Consider the following 20,745-nt stretch of genomic DNA (forward strand, 5'->3'; position numbering starts at 1 on the left):
TCTCCTTAAGCGATCGCTGCGTCTTGTTTGAGTTTTTCCACCAGCTCGGCGGCGCTGGCCACCAGCACACTGCCATTCGTCCGTGCCGGCGGTTCAACCACGCCCACCAGCTCCAGCCGTGGGCTCAGATCGACCCCCAGCGATGCAGCATCGATGCTGTCCAGCGGCTTTTTCTTGGCCTTCATGATGGCCGGCAGGGAGGCAAAGCGTGGCTCGTTCAGGCGCAGGTCCGCGGTGATGACCGCCGGCAGGTTCAGTGCGACGGTTTCCAGGCCACCGTCCACTTCACGGGTGACTTCAATCTGCTCGCCCGAGGCCGCCAGGCCCGAGGCAAAGGTGCCCTGCGGCCAGCCCAGCAGGGCCGCCAGCATCTGGCCGGTCTGGTTGCAGTCATCATCGATGGCCTGCTTGCCCAGCATCACCAGGCCTGCACCCTCTTTCTCGGCCAGCGCCTTGAAGGTTTTGGCCACGGACAGCGGTTCGGTAGCCTCGGTGTGCGGTACCAGGATGGCACGGTCAGCGCCCATGGCGAGTGCCTGGCGCAGGGTGTCCTGGGCCTTTTCCGGGCCGATGGACACGGCGATAACTTCAGTCGCCGCACCCGCTTCCCTCAGTCTGACTGCGGCTTCAACGGCGATCTCGTCAAACGGGTTGATAGCCATCTTGACGTTATCCAGGTCCACCGCCGAGCCGTCTGCCCGCACCCGCACCTTGACGTTGTGATCGAGTACGCGCTTAACGCCCACAAGAATCTTCATGGAGTCACCTCTTATAATGTTCAATCAATATTGCGATCGGTAAAGTGCGCGACGCTGCTGCGTCACGCCTTGAATCGGTCGACCTGTCAGCACTTGATGCGCTCGTTAGTCGGATCGTAGAAGGGGCGCAGCGATGGCTTGACGACATAGCGCTCGCACTCGACTTCGATCTCGAATTTGACACTGTCGAGCCAGTCCTTGTTGATGCCGGCATCGTGGTGCACATACCCCATGGCCACCGTGGCGCCCAGGGTGTGGCAGAACATGCCCGCCGTGGTATGACCCACCAGCTTGCCGTCGGCAAAAATCGGTTCTTCGTGGTAGCACAAAGGCTCGGCATCCTCGAACAGGAAGGCAATGAAGCGCTTGCTCAGCAGGCCTTTTTCCTTCTGCGCCAGCAGGGCTTCCTTGCCGATAAAACCGCCGTCCTTGTCAAAATTGACCGCAAAGCCCAGGCCTGCCTCCAGCGGGGTGTCTTCATCGGTGATGTCGTGGCCCCAGTGGCGGTAGCCCTTCTCCATACGCAGCGAATTCATGGTGTGGTAGCCATAGGGACGAATGCCGAACTCCTGGCCCGCCTCGAACACCGCCTCGTATACGCTGGGTGCGTATTCGGTGGGGATATAGAGTTCCCAGCCCAGCTCGCCGACGTAGGTTATGCGTGATGCCCTGACCATGGCGTAGTGCATGTCGATCTCGCGGGAAGTCGCAAACGGGAAAGCCTCGTGGGACAGATCCGCCTGGGTCAGCTTGCTGAGAGTTTCCCGCGAGCGCGGTCCCATGACGGTGACAACGGCGTAGGCCGAGGTCATGTCGGTAATCACCAACTGGGCATTGTCCGGCTTGTTGCGACGCAGCCAGTCCAGGTCACGGTTCTGACAGGCAACGCCGGATACCACCAGGAACCTGTCATCGGCCAGGCGGCTGACCGTCACGTCGGCCTCGATACCACCGCGCGCATTGAGCCACTGGGTGTAGACCATCCTGCCGACGCGCACATCCACGTTGTTGGCGCAGATACGGTTGAGATACGCCAGCGCATCCTTGCCCTCAAGCTGGTACTTGGAGAACGAACTCTGATCGATCACGCCGACATCGTTACGCACGGCCGCGTGTTCCTGAGCATTGCATTCAAACCAGTTCTGGCGACCGAAGGAATACTCGTACTCCGGCTTCATGCCGTCGATGGCAAACCAGTTGGCGCGCTCCCAGCCGTTCTCGACACCAAAGCAGGCGCCCTGGGCCTTTAACTGATCATGCAGTACCGAGCGGCGCACGCCGCGGGCGGTCTTGAACTGCTTGAACGGGTAGTGCGTTTCGTACAGCAGCCCCAGCGACTCGGTGGTGCGCTCGTACAGGTACGCCTGGGTGCCCTGGAACGGCATGTTGCGGCGAATGTCCACATCCCACAGATCCCGCGGCGCATGCCCCTTGTGAATCCACTCGGCCAGCATCTTGCCGGCGCCACCGGCGGACTGAATGCCCACCGAGTTGAAGCCGGCGGCGACAAAGTAGTTTTTCAGCTCCGGCGCCTCACCCAGGTGGTAGCGGTCATCCGGGGTAAAGGACTCGGGGCCGTTGAAGAACACCTGCAAGCCGGTGCGTTCCAGAATCGGCAGGCGGTGCATGGCCGATTCGAGGTAGGGTTCCAGGTGATCCAGGTCCGGCGGCAGCTCATCGAAGCAGAAACCGTCCGGAATGCCTTCCATGCCCCAGGGCTTGGCGCCGGGCTCGAAGGTGCCGATCAGCAGCTTGCCGGCGTCCGGCTTGTAGTAGTTGAATCCGTCCATATCCCGCAGCACCGGCAGGCCCGCCTTCAGCTCCGGCATGCTCTCGGTCACCACGTAATAGTGCTCGGCGGCATGCAAGGGCACATTGACGCCGGCCTTGCGGCCAAATTCCCGCGCCCACATGCCGGCGCAGTTCACCACGTACTCGGCATCGATGTCGCCCTTGTCCGTCACCACACCGGTAGCGCGGCCATCCCGGGTCTTGATATCCAGCACCTGGGTGTTTTCGAAGATCTGGGCACCGCCCATGCGGGCACCCTTGGCCAGCGCCTGGGTGGTATCCACCGGGCTGGTCATGCCGTCCATCGGCAGGTGAATGGCGCCGATGACATCCTCGGTATTCAGCAGCGGCCACAGATCGCGGGCCTGCTCCGGGTTGATCACGTTGCAGGGGAATCCCGCCACCTTGGCCATGGACGCGCCGCGCTTGATCTCGGCCAGACGTTCCTTGTTGGTGGCGATGGTCAGGGAGCCGTTGCGTACAAAACCGGTCGCCTGGCCCGTTTCGGCCTCCAGGCGTTCGTACAGGCTGGCACTGTAGTTCGCCAGCATGGACATGTTGTAAGTCGCACGCAGCGTCGGCACCAGGCCCGCCGCATGCCAGGTGGTGCCGCAGGTCAGCGTCTTGCGCTCCAGCAGCACAACATCGCGCATGCCCAGCTGGGTCAGGTGATACGCCAGGCTGCAGCCGATTACGCCACCGCCTACGATCACCACCTGTGCTTGAGTCGGAAATGAGTTGTTCATCGATACTCTCTTTTTCTGTATGACCCGCGCCCCTGAGAGGCGACCTGATACTGACTGCACGTTTTGGTGACAGGACGTGACCCGGGAGCAGTCAGAACGAATCCGCAAACCGCTTCAGGAAAGAAAGCCTTCCCGTTCACCAGCTTTTAAATGAGATTATCACAACAAAATAAATTCACAAATGAAATTTTGATATTAATTTTCATGAAAGTGAATGATGAGAACCGCGGTGTGAAACCGGGTGAAACGGACAGGCTCGCAATTCGAGCACGCTGCTGCGACAGAGCTGTGCAGCCAAAAAAAACCGCCCGGGACAAGGCATCGCGGGCGGTAGCCATTACTACGCAGACTGCCCGGCAGGCACCGGCAGTCTCCTGAAAAGCTTAAGGAGCACACTGTTTAGCCCAAGCCCCGGGGGGCTAAGACCAGGCCTGGCAACCTGCCAGGCCTGGAGCGGATCAGTCCTCGTAGAAGCCGCGCGAGCGACGGTTTTTCGGATCAAAGGCCGGCGCGTCTATGACTTTCGCGGCACAGCGCTCTCCCAGGATCAGCACCTCAAGCTCGGTGCCCGGTACCGTCTGAGCCGTCTTGAGATAGGCAAAGGCCAGGCTCTTGCCAAGCGTATGGGCGTAGGCACCGGAACTCACCGTCCCCACCACCTTGCCATCGGCCAGCACGGGCTCGAAGGTAAAGGCATCGGCATCCCGGGCCTCAATTTCCAGGTAAGCCAGACGCACGCCGGTTCCTTCAATACGCTGGCCCGCCAGCGCATCACGCCCCGTGAAGCTGCGGCCCTCGGTCTTGACGAAGAACTCCAGCCCTGCCTCGATGGGCGTGTTTTCACAGGTCAGCTCGTGACCCCACATCGGGTAGGCTTTTTCCAGGCGCAGCGAATCCATGGCGCGCAGACCGAAGTTGCGGATACCGAATTCCTGGCCCGCTTCCATCAGTGCATCGTACAGGCCCAGCTGGTACTCGATGGGATGGTGCAGCTCCCAGCCCAGCTCGCCGACGTAGTTCACCCGCAGCGCCCTGACGGGCGCACCAGCCGCCTCGATATCACGGGCGTTGAGCCAGGGAAAGGCCTCGTTGCCCAGATCCGCAGACGTCAGCTTGGCCAGCACGTCCCTCGCATGGGGTCCGGCAATGACCAGGGTACCGAAGCGGGCGGTCACATCGTTCAGGTTCACAGAACCATCGGCCGGCAGGCGGCGGCGCAGCTCGTCCCAGTCATGGGAGTGGGCGCCGGCGGCGCTGACCAGGTAGAAGCGATCCTCTGCCAGGCGGGTAATGGTGAACTCGGCACGGATACGGCCGCGGCTGGATACCATATAGGTCAGGGCGATGGCACCGACCTTCCCTGGCAGGCGGTTGGTCGACAGCTGATCCAGGTAAGCCTCAGCCCCCGGGCCCGAGACTTCGAACTTGGCGAAGGCCGACAGGTCCAGCAGACCGACGTTTTCGCGCACCGCGCGGCACTCCTGACCGACGGTCTCGAACCAGTTGCCGCGACGATAGCCCAGTACATCCTCACCAGCCACGCCTTCAGGCGCAAACCAGTTGGCGCGCTCCCAGCCATAGCGGGCACCGAATACAGCGCCATTCTCTTTCAGACGGGTATAGGCCGGTGTCGTTTTTGCCGGACGGGCTGCCGTGCGGTTTTCGTACTCATAGGGGAAACCATTGGCGTATTCGTGGGCGTAAACTTCACAGGCCTTGGCCACGCTGTAGCGGGCGTTGGCGTAATCGCCAAAACGACGCGGGTCGAGTTCCCACAGGTCGATCTCGGGGTGACCGTCCAGAATCCACTGCGACATGAAGTGACCGGCGCCACCGCCCTGCACGATACCGAAGTTGAAGCCGGTGCAGACAAAGTAGTTGTCGATGCCCGCCACCGGGCCAATCAGGGGATGGCCATCGGGGGTGTAGGTAATAGGGCCATTGATGACCGTCTGCACGCCGGCTTTTTCCAGCAGCGGAATCTGCTCCATGGCCGTGGCGATGATGTCCTCGAGACGGTCCAGCGAAGGCTCGAACAGCTCCTGGCCGAAATCCGGCGGCACACCATCGACCCAGCAGGGCAAGCCGCCCGGCTCGTAGGGCCCAAGAATGAAGCCGTCGCGCTCCTGGCGCAGGTAGTAGGACACATCGGGGTCGCGCACCATCGGTAGTTCGCGGCCACAGTCGGTAACTTCCTGCACACCTTCGGTTACCAGGTACTGATGCTCCATTGAGGCCATCGGCAGCTTGTGGCCGATCATTGCCGCCACTTCGTTGGCGCGGAAGCCCGCAGCATTGACGATGATATCAGCGGTAAAGGTGCCCTGGGGCGTTTCGACCTGCCACACACCCGCAGCGTCGCGGCTAATGGCGCTGACCGGGCTGTTGCGGTGAATCCGTGCACCCAGTTCCCGGGCACCCTTGGCCATGGCATTGGTGACGCTGGTCGGGTCGATGTGGCCATCGTCCGGATCCCAGAGTCCACCGACCAGGTCGTGCGTTTCCAGGAAGGGGTGGTAGGTTTGCAGCTCTTCGGGTTTCAGCAGCTTGAAATCCAGGCCGCAGATATCGGCCATGCCTGCAACGCGCTGGAACTCTTCGAAACGTTCCTGCGTATGGGCCAGGCGCAGTGCGCCGGTTTTATGATGCCCCACCGCATGGCCGGTTTCGGCTTCCAGGCGCTGATACAGATCAATACTGTACTGCTGCAACCGCATCACGTTGATACTGGTGCTGAAGTGAGGCAGGTTCCCCGCGGCGTGCCAGGTTGAACCGGCGGTTAGCTCAGTCCTTTCCACCAGCGCTATGTCCGTACAGCCGCGTTTGGCCAGGTGGTACAGCGTGCTAACGCCCGCAATACCGCCGCCGATCACCAATACCTTTGAGTGAGTTGTCATCTTGATCTTCTCTCCGTCATTTCACTATTCAGGTGAAACTGCGTTGTTTGTTCTGCCCGGGACTCAGCCCCGTCCTTTGCCTTTCCAGGGAATCAGCTTCTGTTCAAGCTTGCGCATGCACATGTCGATCAGAAAGCCCACGACACCCATCAGAATCACGCCCATCAGCACAATGTCGGTATTCAGATAGCGGCTCGCGTTCAGTACCATCCAGCCCACACCGGAGGTGGCTGCGACCATTTCCGCCGCCACCAGGGTGCCCCAGCAGACACCCATCGCCACCCGCATACCGGTGAAAATTTCCGGCATCGCGTTGACCAGGATGACATGACGCAGCACCTGCCAGCGGCTGGCGCCCAGCGAGTAGGCTGCATGGATCTTCTGGATCGCCACACTGGCCACCCCGGCCCGGGCACTGATGACAATGATTGAGAAGGTCGCCAGGAACAGCAGCAGTACCTTGCCGCCATCGCCGATGCCCATCCAGATAATCACCAGCGGCACATAGGCCAGCGGTGGAACCGGACGGTAAAACTCGATCAGCGGGTCCATCCAGCCCTTGATAAATTTATTCAGGCCCATGCCCAGCCCTACCGGAATGCCGAACAGGCAGCCCAGGCCAAAGCCGGCCAGAACCCGGTACAGACTGATCCCCAGGTGTTCAAACAGGGTGAACCCCTTGTAGCCTTCGGTGGCGATCTGGACGAACTTGTCGAACACGGCACCCGGGCTTGGCCAGAACAGGGGCGGCACGATCTGCGCCATGGCCACCAGCTGCCAGACGATACCCACCGTCAGCACCGACAGCACGCCATAGGCGGCACCGCCCTCTACCGCCGCCGGATCACCAAAGGTGACGGTCTTGCACTTGGCGAGCCCCGAGTCGTTACCGCGCCAGAACAGCAGCCAGGAACGTGTTTTTCGAACATTGCTTTGCGACATGGTTATATCCCCGCCAGTTAATGCTGTTCTTCCATCGACCAGATCATCTCGAGGACTTCCTCGCGCACGGCGATAAACTCCCGGCTTGACTTGATCTCCCGCGGGTCCGCCGACAGGCCCGCCGCCGCGAACGGCAGCTGGAACTCCTTCACCACGTGACCCGGGCGCGGCGCCATCACCAACAGGCGCGACCCCAGGAAAATGGCCTCTTCCACACTGTGGGTGATCAGAAAGACCATCTTGCGGGTTTCCTGCCACAGCTTGAGGACCAGCGTCTGCATCTTCTCCCGCGTCAGGGCATCGAGCGCGCCCAGCGGTTCATCCATCAGGATCACATCGGGGTTATTGGCCAGGCAGCGCGCCAGCGCAACGCGCTGCTGCATACCACCGGACAGGTTGTAGATCGGTGTATCGCGAAACCCGCCCAGCCCCACCAGTTGCAGCAGCTCATCCACCGAAGCCAGCCGGGTGGCGGCATCGACGCCCGCCATGCGCGGCCCGAAACTGACGTTTTCACCCACGGTCAGCCACTCGAAGAGCGCGCCGTGCTGAAACACCATGCCGCGGTCAGGACCGGGGCCGGTAATCTCCCGCTCATCCACAAATACCCGCCCGGCGGTCGGACTCAGAAAACCGGCGACAATATTGAGCAGCGTGCTCTTGCCACAGCCCGAGGGCCCCAGCACCGTGACGATATCGTCCTGGTTCATGGAAAAATTGATATTTTCGAGCGCCCGGACCGGCTGGCCGTCCGCACCCTCATAGGTCATGGTGACGCCCTGTACGCGCAATTCACTCACGAGGCATTCCTTTTCAGTCTTGATGGGTTGCCCGGGGTTGCGCCGTAGCGCCATACCTCCCGGGCATGTCAAACCGCCTTGGGAGATCAGCGCGCCGCGCTGTTGGCGTAAAACTCGGGCTTGATAAAGGCAGCGTAATCATCCAGCGCCTTGGGCAGTTCGCCGTTGGCCTGCATGACATCGGCGACACCCTTGATAAAGGTCTCAACGTCCCGGCCCATCCAGGCATCGCTGAGCTGCTCGTCACGCTTGGGGAAGCCGAACTTGGCCATGATGGAGCGGGTCTGATCTTCGGAAATGCCCGCCTGACGGCTGATGGTGCTCAGGGATTCCTCAGGATTGGCGGCAACATAGTCGGTGGACTTGTCCACCACAGAGAGGAAGGCCGAAATTCTGTCGGGGTGTTCCGCTGCATACTCACGGTTCACGGCAATGATATCGAACACCTTCAAGCCCCAGGATTCCTGCTCCTGGGCGCTCACCAGCAGGCGGCCGTTTTCCAGCATGCGCGAAAGTGCCGGCTCCCAGCCACAGCCCATATCCACATCGCCTCGCGTCATCGCGGCGGCGACATCGGGCGGCGCCATGTCGACGACCCGTACCGAGGACAGGTCAACGTCGAGTTTCTCAAAGGTTTTCAACATCTTGTAATGCGAGACGGTACCAAAGGGCACGCCAACCACCTTGCCGGCCAGGTCTGCTGGCGTGTCAACGCCACTGCCATCACGCACGACACAGTTGTCGTTTTCAGAATAGGTGACCGCAATGCCCACCAGGTCCAGCGGTGCGCCCTGAGTCACCGCGATGGTGAAGGGAATCACACCCATGGAGTATGCGATCTGCACATCGCCGGACAGCATGGCCGCCGCCATCGCAGCACCGGTGTCAAACTCGCGAAAATCCACCTCCATGCCGAGTTCCTGCTCGAACCAGCCTTTGTCCTGTCCCAGCTGATGGGTGGTCGGCCAGCCCGGGAAGTATGCCACCGTCAGATCGGCGGCCAGCGCCTGGGTGCCCAGGATGCTCATGGCACCGGACAGCAACAAGGCACTGCCAAGCCTGCGGCCTGTGTTTCGCGAATTGCTAAAGCGACGGATCATGGTGTTTTTCCTCGTGTAAGTATTTTTATCTCTGAGGGTGGTGCGGCAATGAGATCAACCCACAACCGCCACCCGAATGAGACTATCAACACACTACACCCATGTAAATGAAATTTATGTACCAATTTTTCACTATTGAGTTATATATAATATTTATTTACACAAGACGATAGAAATCAGACACTTAGCGACCAACCTGGCGAACAGCAGAGGAAAAACAAGCATAAAATAAATTAAAATTGCACCAATTCGGATCATTAAGTCTCAATGATGCACGAAAAAGTCACAGATGTTCGACTAACAGGTTGCTGAAAGTCGCTGGCAAGGCAGCTAGCGCAAGCTAGCGTGGCGCCCGGACAAAAAATCGTCGAAATGAGGGAGTGTATGGCCTATAAATGACCGGTTTATCTACGTCGCTCACCCCTGCGGGGCCGCACTCAAGTGCGCTCAGGCGAAGCCTTTGAGACGGTTTTTAACGCCACGATAGCAACGCAGGCAGTTTTTCAACCGCGGCGTATGGGGGAAGGCAAGGAGCACGGAAAAAGGGACAGGTACAGGGACTATCAGATACCGCAACGCCGCCGCGCCCTCCCCCGGGGGTGCTAGCCGGTGATCGGGGATTAAATCTGGGATCCTGGACCTTCGACCTTGCAGCCAGGTGCGAGACGGCCGTGGCCAGGACTAGATGAGGTCTGGAAAGCTGCAGCTATGGCAAAGCAGCGGAGTGAGCAGATACGACGCCCGAGAGCGTCTGTAAAGAGCTGATCGCAGGCCCGCGAGAACACCTGCAGCCGTCACCATCAGCCGGGATTGCCTCAAGTCACATCCATCGCACAACGGAAGCCCAGGTTGGTCGTCGCAGCGTCCGGAGTATTTGTCGAACGGGCACCAAGACGGTAGCGATTGCAGTAACTTTCATGGCAGAGGAATGAACCACCTTTCATCACACGGGTCTCCCCACTGGGTGGACCTGCTGGATTGATCCGGGTTTCGGGGGTGGCATCGGCGTGCCAGGTTGGACTGAACCAGTCGCCTACCCATTCCCACACGTTTCCGATCATGTTGTAGAAGCCCCACTCCGATTTTCGGAAAGCGCGCGCGGGGGCGGTCCATGCGTACCCATCAGCCGCGGTATTTTTCGAAGGGAAATCGCCCTGCCAGACATTGCAGCGATGCTTGCCGCCGGGCTCCAGCTTATCCCCCCAGGGAAACATTCTTTGTTCATGTGGGCCGCGGGCCGCATACTCCCATTCAGCCTCAGTGGGCAGACGCTTTCCTGCCCATTGCGCATAAGCGACCGCGTCATTCCATGAGACGCTGACAACGGGATGATCCATGCGCTTCTTGATATTCGAACCGGGACCTTCCGGCTTCCTCCAGTACGCCCCCTCAACGGCATACCACCACTGAAGGCCAGGAACCGTTTGCGAGCTCTTCAACTTGCGCTGTTTGGAATGGGGTAACTGGCCAATAAAGACAAAAGCCCAGCCAAAATGCTCCGACTCCGTAACGTAGCCGGTCGCATCGACGAAGCGCCCGAACTGCTCGTTGGTGACCGCGGTAACATCCAGCCAGAATGGATTTAACTGCACTTCACGCACCGGCCCTTCGCCATCCGCCTCCCCCGCCTCGGGGCCTTCGTAGCCCATCAAAAACGTCCCACCATCGAGACGAATCATTCCCTGCGTTGCAGGCGCGCTACTGCATGCCCGGGGCTTCGCAGGCGCTTCAACGGGTGTGGATTGAGGGCTCGATTCGCGTTGCGGTGTACAGCAGCCCTTCGACTTGTCGGGGTGCATCGGGATTTCCTTCATCCATTTCCCTCCTGCTGTGCTACTGACTGAGTCCTCACAAATTAATACCCTGGTGCAGGACAAGCGTGCCCTTCTCGAGTGCTGGGCACGCTAGCGTTGAGTCCCTGATCGAAACGGCGACATCCAGTCAGCCGGAACCCTCGTCCTGTATCCACCCTGTATTGAACCAGATCAGCGAAGAGGCCGACGGCAGGGGAAGCCGGAGGCTCCCCTGCCGCGGCGTGCGACTCAGCCAGAGGAAGTCTGAGGATTTAACAGCAGCGCCTGCTCAAAATTTACCAACACATACTGGAACGGGATCAACGGTAGAAACACTTCTCTCAAAATTTGCTAATAATAGCTCACTTTTTATCGATTGATAATCCGAATCGGACCACCTGTTATCGAACTCAGAAGGGTCCGAGTCCAGATCATATAGTTCACCCACATCTGATCCATGGTATACAACAATTTTGTAACGCCCATCATAATACATGGTGGCACATACACCTTCATGCACACCTGGCAATGAGTTGTAATACTCACAATAAACAGATTTTTTATGGATATCCGGATTGCATCCACCGTCTAATATACTGACTAAACTCTTACCCTGCATTCGATCGGGTATATCAATTCCGACCAAATCCAAAATGGTAGGTGCCACATCGACCAACTCCACCAGAGCCCGGCTTTGTACACTTTTCAACAGACGGTCAGGGCATGATATGATCAATGGGACATGAACAAGGCCTTCATAAAAGTGCCCACCTTTTAGAATCTGACCATGATCTCCAAGCAGTTCCCCATGATCACTGTGGAATATAATAATTGTGTTTTCCCTTTGGCCAGTTTCATCTAAATAATTGATCAGCCTGCCAATCTGTTCATCTATCAGATCAATCATTGCATAATAATCTGAGATGTAATTCTTTTTCTCCCAATCGCTTAATTTCTTGCAACTGGGTCCCAGGCCGCCCTGGCCACCATGTTCATAATCCTGCTGCTGAATAAAGGGCTTGTTGTCAAGCTCTCCTTCCTTCCATTTTGGTAGAGGCATATCCTCAACGGGATACTTATTTTTGAACTCTGTCGGCGGATCAAATGGATGATGTGGATCAAAAATGTTTATGCTTAGCAACCAGGGGTCATTTAAATGTTCCCCAATAAATCCAATAGATTCATTCACACACCAGGTAGTTTGATGATATTCAGTCTTGATACCGCCGTTTCTACCATGATAATCCTTTTCCCAAGAAAGCCCCTGCCCCTTTAACCACGCCTGATAAGCATTGTTGTCACCCCATCCGTCCCTTGGACCATGACTCCATTTGAACATTTTGTAACCATCATGACTGGGGCGTCTTTCGACTCTTCCATCCGCTGCGGATAAATGAAGCTTTCCAACCAGACCACAGGTATAACCATTCTCGGAAAGAATATGGGGAACAAGAACTTCATCCTCCGGGAAATACTCATTACCATTTTTGGTAGCACGCGTTGTTCGAGGGTAGCGCCCCGTCAAAAAACTTGCTCTGCTCGGTGTACAAACCGGGTTTTGACAATAGGCTCGGGTAAATGCAACCCCTTCATCCACCAATCGATCCAGGTTGGGAGTATTGATATGGGTGTTACCTAATCTATGGATAGTATCAAAACGTTGTTGATCCGTACAAATCCATAGAATATTAGGCTTTATTTTATTACTCATAATTTCAATCTCCCGTAAGCTGTATACACAAAGCTATTATTAATTAAGCCTGAGTCTTCTAAATGGCCATATTGTCTCAAATAGATAACTTCATAGACTAATTTTTGCTCTTACACCTGTTATTAACATCTGGAGCTAACACATGGATAAAATCTGCTTCATCGTTGATTGCAGGCCAATGCCAGCACTTTTATCGAATGGCCCTGCATGTCCGCGCATCTAAGCCCATTATATTAAGTTGAAGACACTGTGTAGTGACTGGAAAAACATGCAGAAAACCTATTTCCAGCCACGTCAACAAGTTGAGCATCAACTAAACAAATCAGCTCCCTGGGGACGCTATTGCTGATTATTTACATCAAGCAATAGCGCCACAATTCAACCCCATGGAAAACAATTCAATAAACATAAAGTGTTATTTGAGCACACCGAGCTCTTTCAAAATATTCTTATTGCTAACATCAAGCTCTTCCAGGCGCTGACCATACACATCAGGATCATTATAATTTATCATGATTTTCCGTTTAGTGAGTGCTGCGACAAGTTCGGGATCCTGCAGGGCTTTTCGAATAGCCTCATTCAAAATATTCAATTTACCCTTCGAGGTTCCTTTTGGTGCAATTACGCCCACGAAAAGCTGACTCGGAGTGAATCCTTTATCTTTTAGTGAAGGAATTTCCGAAAAATAATCCGGTTTAACTTCCATGATGTTTACCAATGGTTTAAGCGTACCTTCTTCATGTTCAGAAATAATTATGTGCGAAGGCAATATACCCGCTTCTATTTCATTACCCAGCAAGGCTTTTTTTGTATCTGCGCTACTTTTATATACAATTTCATTTAGATCAGAACCGGATTTTTGTTGCAAATCCATTAGCGGGAGGTGCTGAACATTGTAGACACCATCGATCCCGACCTTTAATGAACCAGGGTTTTCCTTAGCATTTTCCATAAATTCGTCGAATGTATTATATGGAGAATCTCCCGGTACTACCAAATAATGCGCAGCATCAAATACGTTTGCAATCAGTTCAAAGTCTTTATAACTTTTGTACGACGTTTTTCCCAAATGCGGCATTATTGTTAATGGAGCAACCGAAGCCTGGCCAATGGTGTACCCGTCCGGCTCAGCATTGTAAACTGCTGCCACTGCGATGGTTTGTGTTGCCCCTGGAAGATTTTGCAAGACAAATTTTGCATCATTTGGCATATTCTTTTGAACATACGGATATATTGTACGGACAATCGTATCCAGCCCGCCACCAGCCCCATCCGGAATCACCCATGTAATGGGCTTTTCTGGATAGCTGCTTAGTCCTTCTTCATTGTCTTTTTGGGTTTCGGCCGCATGCGCTGACAGCATGGACCCTGAAAGCATCAAGACGCTAGCAATAGACTTGAACATTAATTTTATTTTCATATTTATCACCCACATTCAACAAATATTTATGGATCGTGCGCCCCTGACATGGACGTTCAAATGTCATTTACCAGCAGTTCAGGGGCTTGCCTGCCTAGGTAAAAGTGTAGCTACGCAAAAGAGAACTTCTTTACCTAACCAGGCAAATATTCTCTTATACATCACCCCCTTTAAACTTCTTTTTGGCCATTAACGTTGCTCTCTCTATCTTGGCTAAATCATGTCCGCCTTTCTTTTTATACTCTCCGAATATGCTGACTGCCACAATAGAGATGATTATCAAAACAAGAACAATAGCATAGATATTTGAGAAGAATATTTCATAGCTACCCGAAGATAGAGTCAATGACCGCCGGAAATTCTCTTCGATTATAGGAGCAAGAACATAAGCAATAATTACAGAAGGTACTGAGTAATCAAGTCTCTTCAAAAAGTAGAACACCACACCAACCCCAAGAGCTAACCATAGATCAAAAAACGAGCTTTTTGAAGCAAATATACCTATCAGACACATGACCAACACAATCGACACCAAAAAGGAGTTAGGCACCAAAAGAATTCTTGAAAACATCGGCGTAAGCAGACGGCCAATGATATACATTGCAACTGTAGTCAACAAAAACCCATAAAATATGCCGTATACCAGTTCCTGCTCAGTTTTTATTACATTAGGGCCAGGTTGAATGCCATGCATAATGAATGCTCCCATTATTATGGCAATAGCTGCTGAACCGGGTATGCCGAGAGCCAAAAACGGAACCAAAGCCCCACCTGCAGAGGCATTGTTGGAGGATTCCGGTGCGGCAATCCCTTCTGGACTCCCCTTACCAAAAGCCTCAGGTTTTTTAGACAACTTTTTCATTACAGCATAAGCAAACCAGCATGCAGCACCGCCGCCAATCCCCGGCAATATACCGGTAAATGCACCAATAGTAGATCCGACCATTGTGGGTTTGACAATCCCTTTGTATTCTTTTGCAGTCAATCCCGTTTTCAACTTTTTATGATCGGTGATGTGTCTTTTGTTTAAGCCTTTACTGATCATAATAAAGAGTTCAGAAATAGCAAACATCCCCACCAGGAAGGCGACAAGGTTAATTCCATCCATCAACTCAGGCCGGCCGAATGTCGCTCTATCAACACCTGTTAAGGTATCAACGCCTATTGTTCCTGCCATTAAACCAAGCACAATAGAAATCATGCTTTTTATCTTGTCTTTTCCACTTAACAGGCCTACGGCCATTAACCCTATAACCCCGATCAAGAAATATTCTGGACTACCAAAATTGAGTGCGAATGTGGCCAAGGGTATTGACACAAATATCAGTACCAGCCCACCAAATATCCCACCAATTGACGATGAAACGAGGGAGTACGTCAACGCTTTGCCAGGTGAGTTATGTATTGCCATTGCGTTTCCATCCAGGACAGACGCTGCCGCCTGGGGAGTACCAGGAACTCCCAAAAGAATAGCAGAAATTGATCCCCCATACTCTCCTGCCTGGTAAGTGGCCAACAACATTAAAATACCTGCAAGAGGAGGAAGAGTGAATGTTAAAGGCAATAGAAGTGCAACTGCTATAACAGTCCCAAGCCCAGGTAATGCACCAAACACCATACCAACAACGGTGCCCAGTAAAATACATAACATATTAGTTAGAGAAAATAAGTTTAATATATCGTAGCCTAGTATTTCCATGACACTACCCCCTTCTTATTATAGAGAAATAAACAATATTTTCCCGAACAACACATAGAGAAACCCGGTTGTTACTATAGAAGTACCGACCCCTACAAGGAAGCTCTTCTTAATACCGTATTCCTTCCTGTAAACCGTCATCAACGCGGTTATAAAAACAAACGCATTAATGTAAAAATATCCCAAATATTGCCAGCTCAATATAAAAACCATAGTTAGAATGAGCGTAAAAACCATATATTTAATATTTGGAATTGTAACTCTTGTATCTTCTCTTATATTGCCTTGTATCAGAACAACAACACATAGAAAAAATAGTATTGCTGCCAATACATTTGGGAAATATGTAGGACCGATGCCATTTGACAGCAAGATAGCCTGTGAAGCACTGTAATTCAAGTTAATAACGTAACTCATGCCGATGATCATTATTATAATCGACATGATATTGTTCAATTTTTTCCAGCTCATCCTGCCCACCTCCAAATATTGTAATTCTTTTTTCAGTATAGGTGCCGCCAGTTCCTCAAGCAGCACCGGGCTGAAAGTCACGCAATCGCAGCCGCTCGGTCCATAATTGAGAATGCCAACGCCTTCAGCCCTCTCCCTCCATCGTCAGCTCAAGAGTCCTGCGCACACCCAGAGTTTGCAAACGACCGAGTTGCAACCGGAACGCCGCGACGAAGGCCTTTGACTCCGGAACCTTGCGTCCGAACACTTCGTCCAGTGCGAGGAAGCGCTCAACCTGGCCATCACCGCAGCGGGCAGCCTGCTGTACTCTTTCAAGACGCGGGTCCTCGACCTCGAAAGCATTGCCCTTTTCATCAACGCCCTGCTGATAGTGACACCAGGCAGCGGCGATCAGGGCCGTGCGATGCAGCGGCCTGCCCGCCTCAATCTGCTTGAGCAACGTCGGCAGCACGAACTTCGGCAGCCTCGACGAAGCGTCGTAGCAGATACGGCTGACCTGGTCGCAGATAGCGGTGTTGGAGAAGCGCTCGATGAGGCTGTCCTTGTACGCATCAAGATCAATGCCGGGCACCTCCGCCAGCAACGGGGTCACGTCCTTGTCCATGTAGGCTCGCACGAACTTGCGCAGCTGGCGATCCTGCATGGTCTCATGGGTAAAACTGTGCCCCAGCAACGCGCCAAGGTAGGCCAGCGCCTGGTGAGCTCCGTTAAGCAGGCCGATCTTCATCTCTTCATAGGGTGTGACGTTATCGGTGAACTGCACACCCACCACTTCCCACTCCGGGCGTCCGTTAGCGAATTTGTCCTCAATGACCCACTGGATATAGGGTTCGGCGACCACCGGCCAGGCATCTTCGATACCGGTCTCGTCACGCAGCTGCCGACGGTGGGCGTCGCTGGTCATCGGCGTGATGCGGTCGACCATCGCATTGGGGAAGCTGACGTTTTCGGCAATCCAGTCATGCAGCTGCATATCCTGCAGCGCGGCAAAACCAAGAAGGGCCTTGCGCGCAATCTGACCGTTATGAGGCAGGTTGTCGCAGGACATCAGGGTAAAAGGCGTGAGGCCAGCATCACGGCGCAGTTTCAGCGCTGCGGTCAGGAAGCCGAATACGGTTTTGGGTGCCTGCGGCTGTTCCAGGTCGTGACGGATCTCCGGCAGTTCGGCCAGAAACTCACCGGTACTGTCATCGGTGCAGTAACCACCCTCGGTGATGGTCAACGAGACGATACGGGTTGTCGGGTTGGCCAGTTTGGCGATCAGCGCTTCGGGGCTGTCTTCGGCCAGCAGGAAGTCGCCGATGGCTCCAACCACCTGGATCTGGGTATCGTTGGTATCACCCAGTTCGTAAAGGGTGTAGAGATAATCCTGAGATGCCAGGGCGCTCTTCATGGCGCGATCCTCGGAACGCAGACCGACACCGCAAATGCCCCAATCCAGTGCATATCCCTGGTTCAGCAGCATTTCTGTATAGAGAGCCTGATGGGCCCGATGGAAACCGCCAACGCCAATATGGACGATACCCTGTTTGACCTGGCAGCGATCGTAACTGGGCCGCACGACAGAGGCAGGCAGTTGCGACAGGTTTTCGGTGTTCAGTTTCATAGTATTCGTGACCTCATGGCCCCTGGCAGGACCCATTTATTATATTCAGCCCGCCTGAAGCCCAGGCAGCAGACAGCAGGAAAACCGGGGACACGCAGGTTGATGCGTCCCGGCGGGCTTCATGCGGTATTTTTGATCAGCGCGCTGGCCAGCGTCATCGCCCCAACCTGGTCGTGGCTGATGCAACGCATCGTCGCATGGAACGGGTGATGATTTGTCAGATAGGACATGGAGTAACCTCTTGTTATTAAACAGTGTCGAAGGATGGCTGCGGCCTGGTTGGGCCACAGCCTCCTTTGCTCGACGGGTTTTTGGCTTTTTCTCCGAAGTCAGCCACAAGTGGCATTGACTTAAATTTCATATTTGATATCCTGACTTTCATAATTGGAATTGTCAAGCGGTGATGCAGTCATGAAGCCCATAGATGACATGAGTTCAAACTTGAGCATAAATCCGACCGAAAACATGAATCCCACTGTCAGGCTTCTTCTGGTAATGGAGTACTTGATGGCATGCGACGAGGAACCGGTGAGGCAGGTAGATATCGCTCGTGATCTCGATATGTCGCCCGCTACCGTTAACCGCATGGTTACCACGCTCTCCAATCGCGGCTATCTTTTTCGTACCAGCGACAAGCGCTGCGTGGTGAATTTTCATCTAAACCGCAACGTGCCGATGTCGGAAGCCTATCTGAAAACGCTCGACGCCATACTGCAGGAAACAACCAGCCGGTACCGTGTCGCTGCTGAAGCAGTCGTGGTCAGTGGATTCGATCTTCTGTGGCATTCGAAAACCGAACTTCCAGATGCATCCGTTAAACTCCGTGCACATGCTGGCTTCCGCCGCAACCTGTACGCACTGGATGCCTTGTCGCGACTTTATTTAAGCCGGATAGACTGGGACAAAATCAGCTACAAATTCAATGCAAATGGATTTTTCCGAGCCGAAGTCGACAGAGCCAGCCTTACCGCCGAGGAAGTGCGGAATATCCTGCGCGAGGCCGCGAAGGATGACTTTGCCTATGACATGGAAGGCAACCATGTCGGTGTGCGCCGTTTTGCCACAATCATTGAAGATGATGATGGAAATTTCCTTCATCTTTTCAGTATTGCAGAAGCAGCGGTTCCCGTTAGCAACCGTGCCGAGAAGATTGAAACGACCCTGGCAATCCTGGCAGATGTAAAAAAGCGCCTTCAAAGCGCGATCAAAGAGCACGGTATCACGGGTCGCCGTTCCGAGTTGCACCCTCCGCATATCGGATGAACCCTGGATAAAATACACAAGAGATAAAATAAAAAATGGAAAAAGACTGAGTCAGCACCTTGCCGGCCCTTGCGGCCATAAACTTGAAAATAAAACTAGCGCCAATTCACTTGGCGATACAGTGTGGGGTTAATTATGACAGATAAAAACTCACGTCCGAATATTGTATTTATCATCACTGATCAGCAGCGACTGGACACCATTGCAGCACTCGGCTATCCACATATGGAAACGCCTAATCTTGACCGCCTCGTAAATGAAGGCACGGTTTTCGAGAACATGTATGTGACTGCCCCCTCATGTTCACCGTCACGGGCGTCGCTGTTCAGCGGCCTTTACCCGCACACAAACGGCGTATATCGCAATGATGAACCCTGGAACTACTGCTGGGTTCAGGAGCTGGCCGATGCAGGCTACCGCTGCGTGAATGTGGGCAAGATGCACACCATGCCCATTGAAGGCGCTTTCGGGTTCCATGAGCGCCATGTAGTAGAAAACAAGGACCGTGACCATCCGAACCTGCCGTTCTATCTGGATAACTGGGACAAGGCAATCAAGGCAAGAGGCGAGCACAAGCCTTCCCGTGTGAGCTACCGTCAGCGTCCGGATTACAAGGAGTGCCTGGGGGCCTTTGTTTGGGAACTGGATGAAGATCTGCATCCCGACGTTTTTGTACCGCAAATGGCTTGCTGGTGGCTGGAGCGTTACCCAGGCAACGAGCCGTTCTTTCTGCAAATCGGCATTCCCGGCCCACACCCGCCCTATGATCCGACACAGAGATACCTGGACAAGTACATCGGGAAGGATTTACCGATGCCTATCCGCGACTACGACCTGGAAAGTCACCCGGCACCGCTAAAGAAGCTGCGTGAAAACCATATGAACGATGACCACGATGGCATCTGTCACTTGAAAGACCCGACGCCAGAGCAGATGCACAGGCAACGCGCGCATTACTATGCCAATGTCACCTTGATTGATGACCAGGTTGGAGAGCTGATCGACGCACTGGAGGCACGTGGGGTGCTGGACGATACCGTCATCATCTTTACGACCGATCACGGCGATTGCCTCAACGATCATGGTCTTAGTCAGAAGTGGAACATGTATGAACAAAGCGTACATGTTCCTGCTATTGTCTGGGCACCCGGCCGCGTGGCGGCAGGCAAGAAAGTGGCGGATCTTGTATCACACTTCGATTTTGGCCCCACCATTCTGGACCTGGCAGGTGCACACAAACCCAAGTGGATGGAAGCCATCTCGCTGTCTGGCTACCTCGATGGAACAGAGCAAACCAGGCGTGAGCGTATATTCGCCGAACATACAGATGACCCGATTCTGGAAGGCACCCGGTACATGACCATGGTCCGGGAAGGCGACTTGAAGCTGGTTCATTTTGTCGATCACGCAGAAGGTCAACTGTTCGACCTTGGCAAGGACCCGCAAGAAAAAGTCAATCTGTGGTCAGACCCGAAATATGTGGAGATCAAGCAAAAGCTGTTGGGTGAATTATTGAACTGGCGAGCGCTGAGTTCACGGCATACTCAAGGCTTCGTCTCCAGGTCATGATAAGTGAAAGGATGTGAAATACCGATCTGGGCCTGGAACCCTATACAGGTTAATACATTAAGCAGGGATGCTTCATCTGTATACGTTCTGGCTTAATCTGACACCTGCCTTGCAGATGAAGGGTTACCGACTTTGATGAATGCAAAAACCAAACATCAAAGGCCAAGAGGTAACCCTCA

The 20,745-nt window shown here is 54.2% G+C and carries 14 protein-coding genes; 2 read left to right on the plus strand and 12 right to left on the minus strand.

Annotated elements, in window-relative coordinates; genetic code table 11:
* Window positions 1-5: 5 nt before the first annotated feature.
* From KDW95_RS13105 to KDW95_RS13160, 12 genes are all read right to left on the minus strand, one after another.
* Complete coding sequence (locus tag KDW95_RS13105) at window positions 6-758, minus strand: electron transfer flavoprotein subunit beta/FixA family protein (protein ID WP_255852264.1); 753 nt, start codon at window positions 756-758, stop codon at window positions 6-8.
* An 86-nt stretch (window positions 759-844) separates the two neighbouring features.
* Complete coding sequence (locus KDW95_RS13110; RefSeq protein ID WP_255852265.1) at window positions 845-3,295, minus strand: GcvT family protein; 2,451 nt, start codon at window positions 3,293-3,295, stop codon at window positions 845-847.
* A gap of 458 nt (window positions 3,296-3,753) precedes the next feature.
* Entirely contained in the window at window positions 3,754-6,192 is a 2,439-nt protein-coding gene (locus KDW95_RS13115; RefSeq protein ID WP_255852266.1) for a GcvT family protein, read from the minus strand.
* A gap of 63 nt (window positions 6,193-6,255) precedes the next feature.
* Complete coding sequence (locus tag KDW95_RS13120) at window positions 6,256-7,134, minus strand: ABC transporter permease subunit (RefSeq protein ID WP_255852267.1); 879 nt, start codon at window positions 7,132-7,134, stop codon at window positions 6,256-6,258.
* 17 nt (window positions 7,135-7,151) lie between these two features.
* Window positions 7,152-7,934 carry a taurine ABC transporter ATP-binding protein gene (locus KDW95_RS13125; RefSeq protein ID WP_255852268.1) on the minus strand — a complete coding sequence of 261 codons (783 nt, stop codon included), beginning with the start codon at window positions 7,932-7,934 and terminating at the stop codon, window positions 7,152-7,154.
* A gap of 86 nt (window positions 7,935-8,020) precedes the next feature.
* The gene (locus KDW95_RS13130) at window positions 8,021-9,034 is read right to left on the minus strand and encodes a taurine ABC transporter substrate-binding protein (protein WP_255852269.1); all 1,014 of its coding nucleotides are present in this window, start codon (window positions 9,032-9,034) and stop codon (window positions 8,021-8,023) included.
* 815 nt (window positions 9,035-9,849) lie between these two features.
* Window positions 9,850-10,848: a formylglycine-generating enzyme family protein gene (locus KDW95_RS13135; protein WP_255852270.1), complete on the minus strand. Its 999-nt coding sequence runs from the start codon at window positions 10,846-10,848 to the stop codon at window positions 9,850-9,852.
* A 268-nt stretch (window positions 10,849-11,116) separates the two neighbouring features.
* Window positions 11,117-12,538 (minus strand): sulfatase family protein, encoded by a 1,422-nt coding sequence (locus tag KDW95_RS13140; protein ID WP_255852271.1) that lies wholly within the window; start codon window positions 12,536-12,538, stop codon window positions 11,117-11,119.
* 415 nt (window positions 12,539-12,953) lie between these two features.
* Complete coding sequence (locus tag KDW95_RS13145; RefSeq protein ID WP_255852272.1) at window positions 12,954-13,958, minus strand: Bug family tripartite tricarboxylate transporter substrate binding protein; 1,005 nt, start codon at window positions 13,956-13,958, stop codon at window positions 12,954-12,956.
* Window positions 13,959-14,112: 154 nt separating this feature from the next.
* Complete coding sequence (locus tag KDW95_RS13150) at window positions 14,113-15,657, minus strand: tripartite tricarboxylate transporter permease (protein WP_255852273.1); 1,545 nt, start codon at window positions 15,655-15,657, stop codon at window positions 14,113-14,115.
* A gap of 18 nt (window positions 15,658-15,675) precedes the next feature.
* Window positions 15,676-16,209, minus strand: coding sequence for a tripartite tricarboxylate transporter TctB family protein (locus KDW95_RS13155; protein ID WP_255852274.1), 534 nt, complete (start codon window positions 16,207-16,209; stop codon window positions 15,676-15,678).
* Window positions 16,210-16,252: 43 nt separating this feature from the next.
* On the minus strand, window positions 16,253-17,734 hold the full coding sequence (locus KDW95_RS13160; RefSeq protein WP_255852275.1) for a mannitol dehydrogenase family protein: 1,482 nt from the start codon (window positions 17,732-17,734) through the stop codon (window positions 16,253-16,255).
* A gap of 411 nt (window positions 17,735-18,145) precedes the next feature.
* Here KDW95_RS13160 and KDW95_RS13165 point away from each other — a divergent pair, with 411 nt between their 5' ends.
* Together KDW95_RS13165 and KDW95_RS13170 are read left to right on the plus strand one after the other, a co-directional pair.
* Window positions 18,146-18,997 carry a helix-turn-helix domain-containing protein gene (locus tag KDW95_RS13165; protein ID WP_255852276.1) on the plus strand — a complete coding sequence of 284 codons (852 nt, stop codon included), beginning with the start codon at window positions 18,146-18,148 and terminating at the stop codon, window positions 18,995-18,997.
* Window positions 18,998-19,132: 135 nt separating this feature from the next.
* Window positions 19,133-20,566, plus strand: coding sequence for a sulfatase family protein (locus KDW95_RS13170; RefSeq protein ID WP_255852277.1), 1,434 nt, complete (start codon window positions 19,133-19,135; stop codon window positions 20,564-20,566).
* Window positions 20,567-20,745 lie beyond the last annotated feature (179 nt).

Source organism: Marinobacterium rhizophilum (assembly GCF_024397915.1).
Taxonomy (GTDB): domain Bacteria; phylum Pseudomonadota; class Gammaproteobacteria; order Pseudomonadales; family Balneatricaceae; genus Marinobacterium_A; species Marinobacterium_A rhizophilum_A.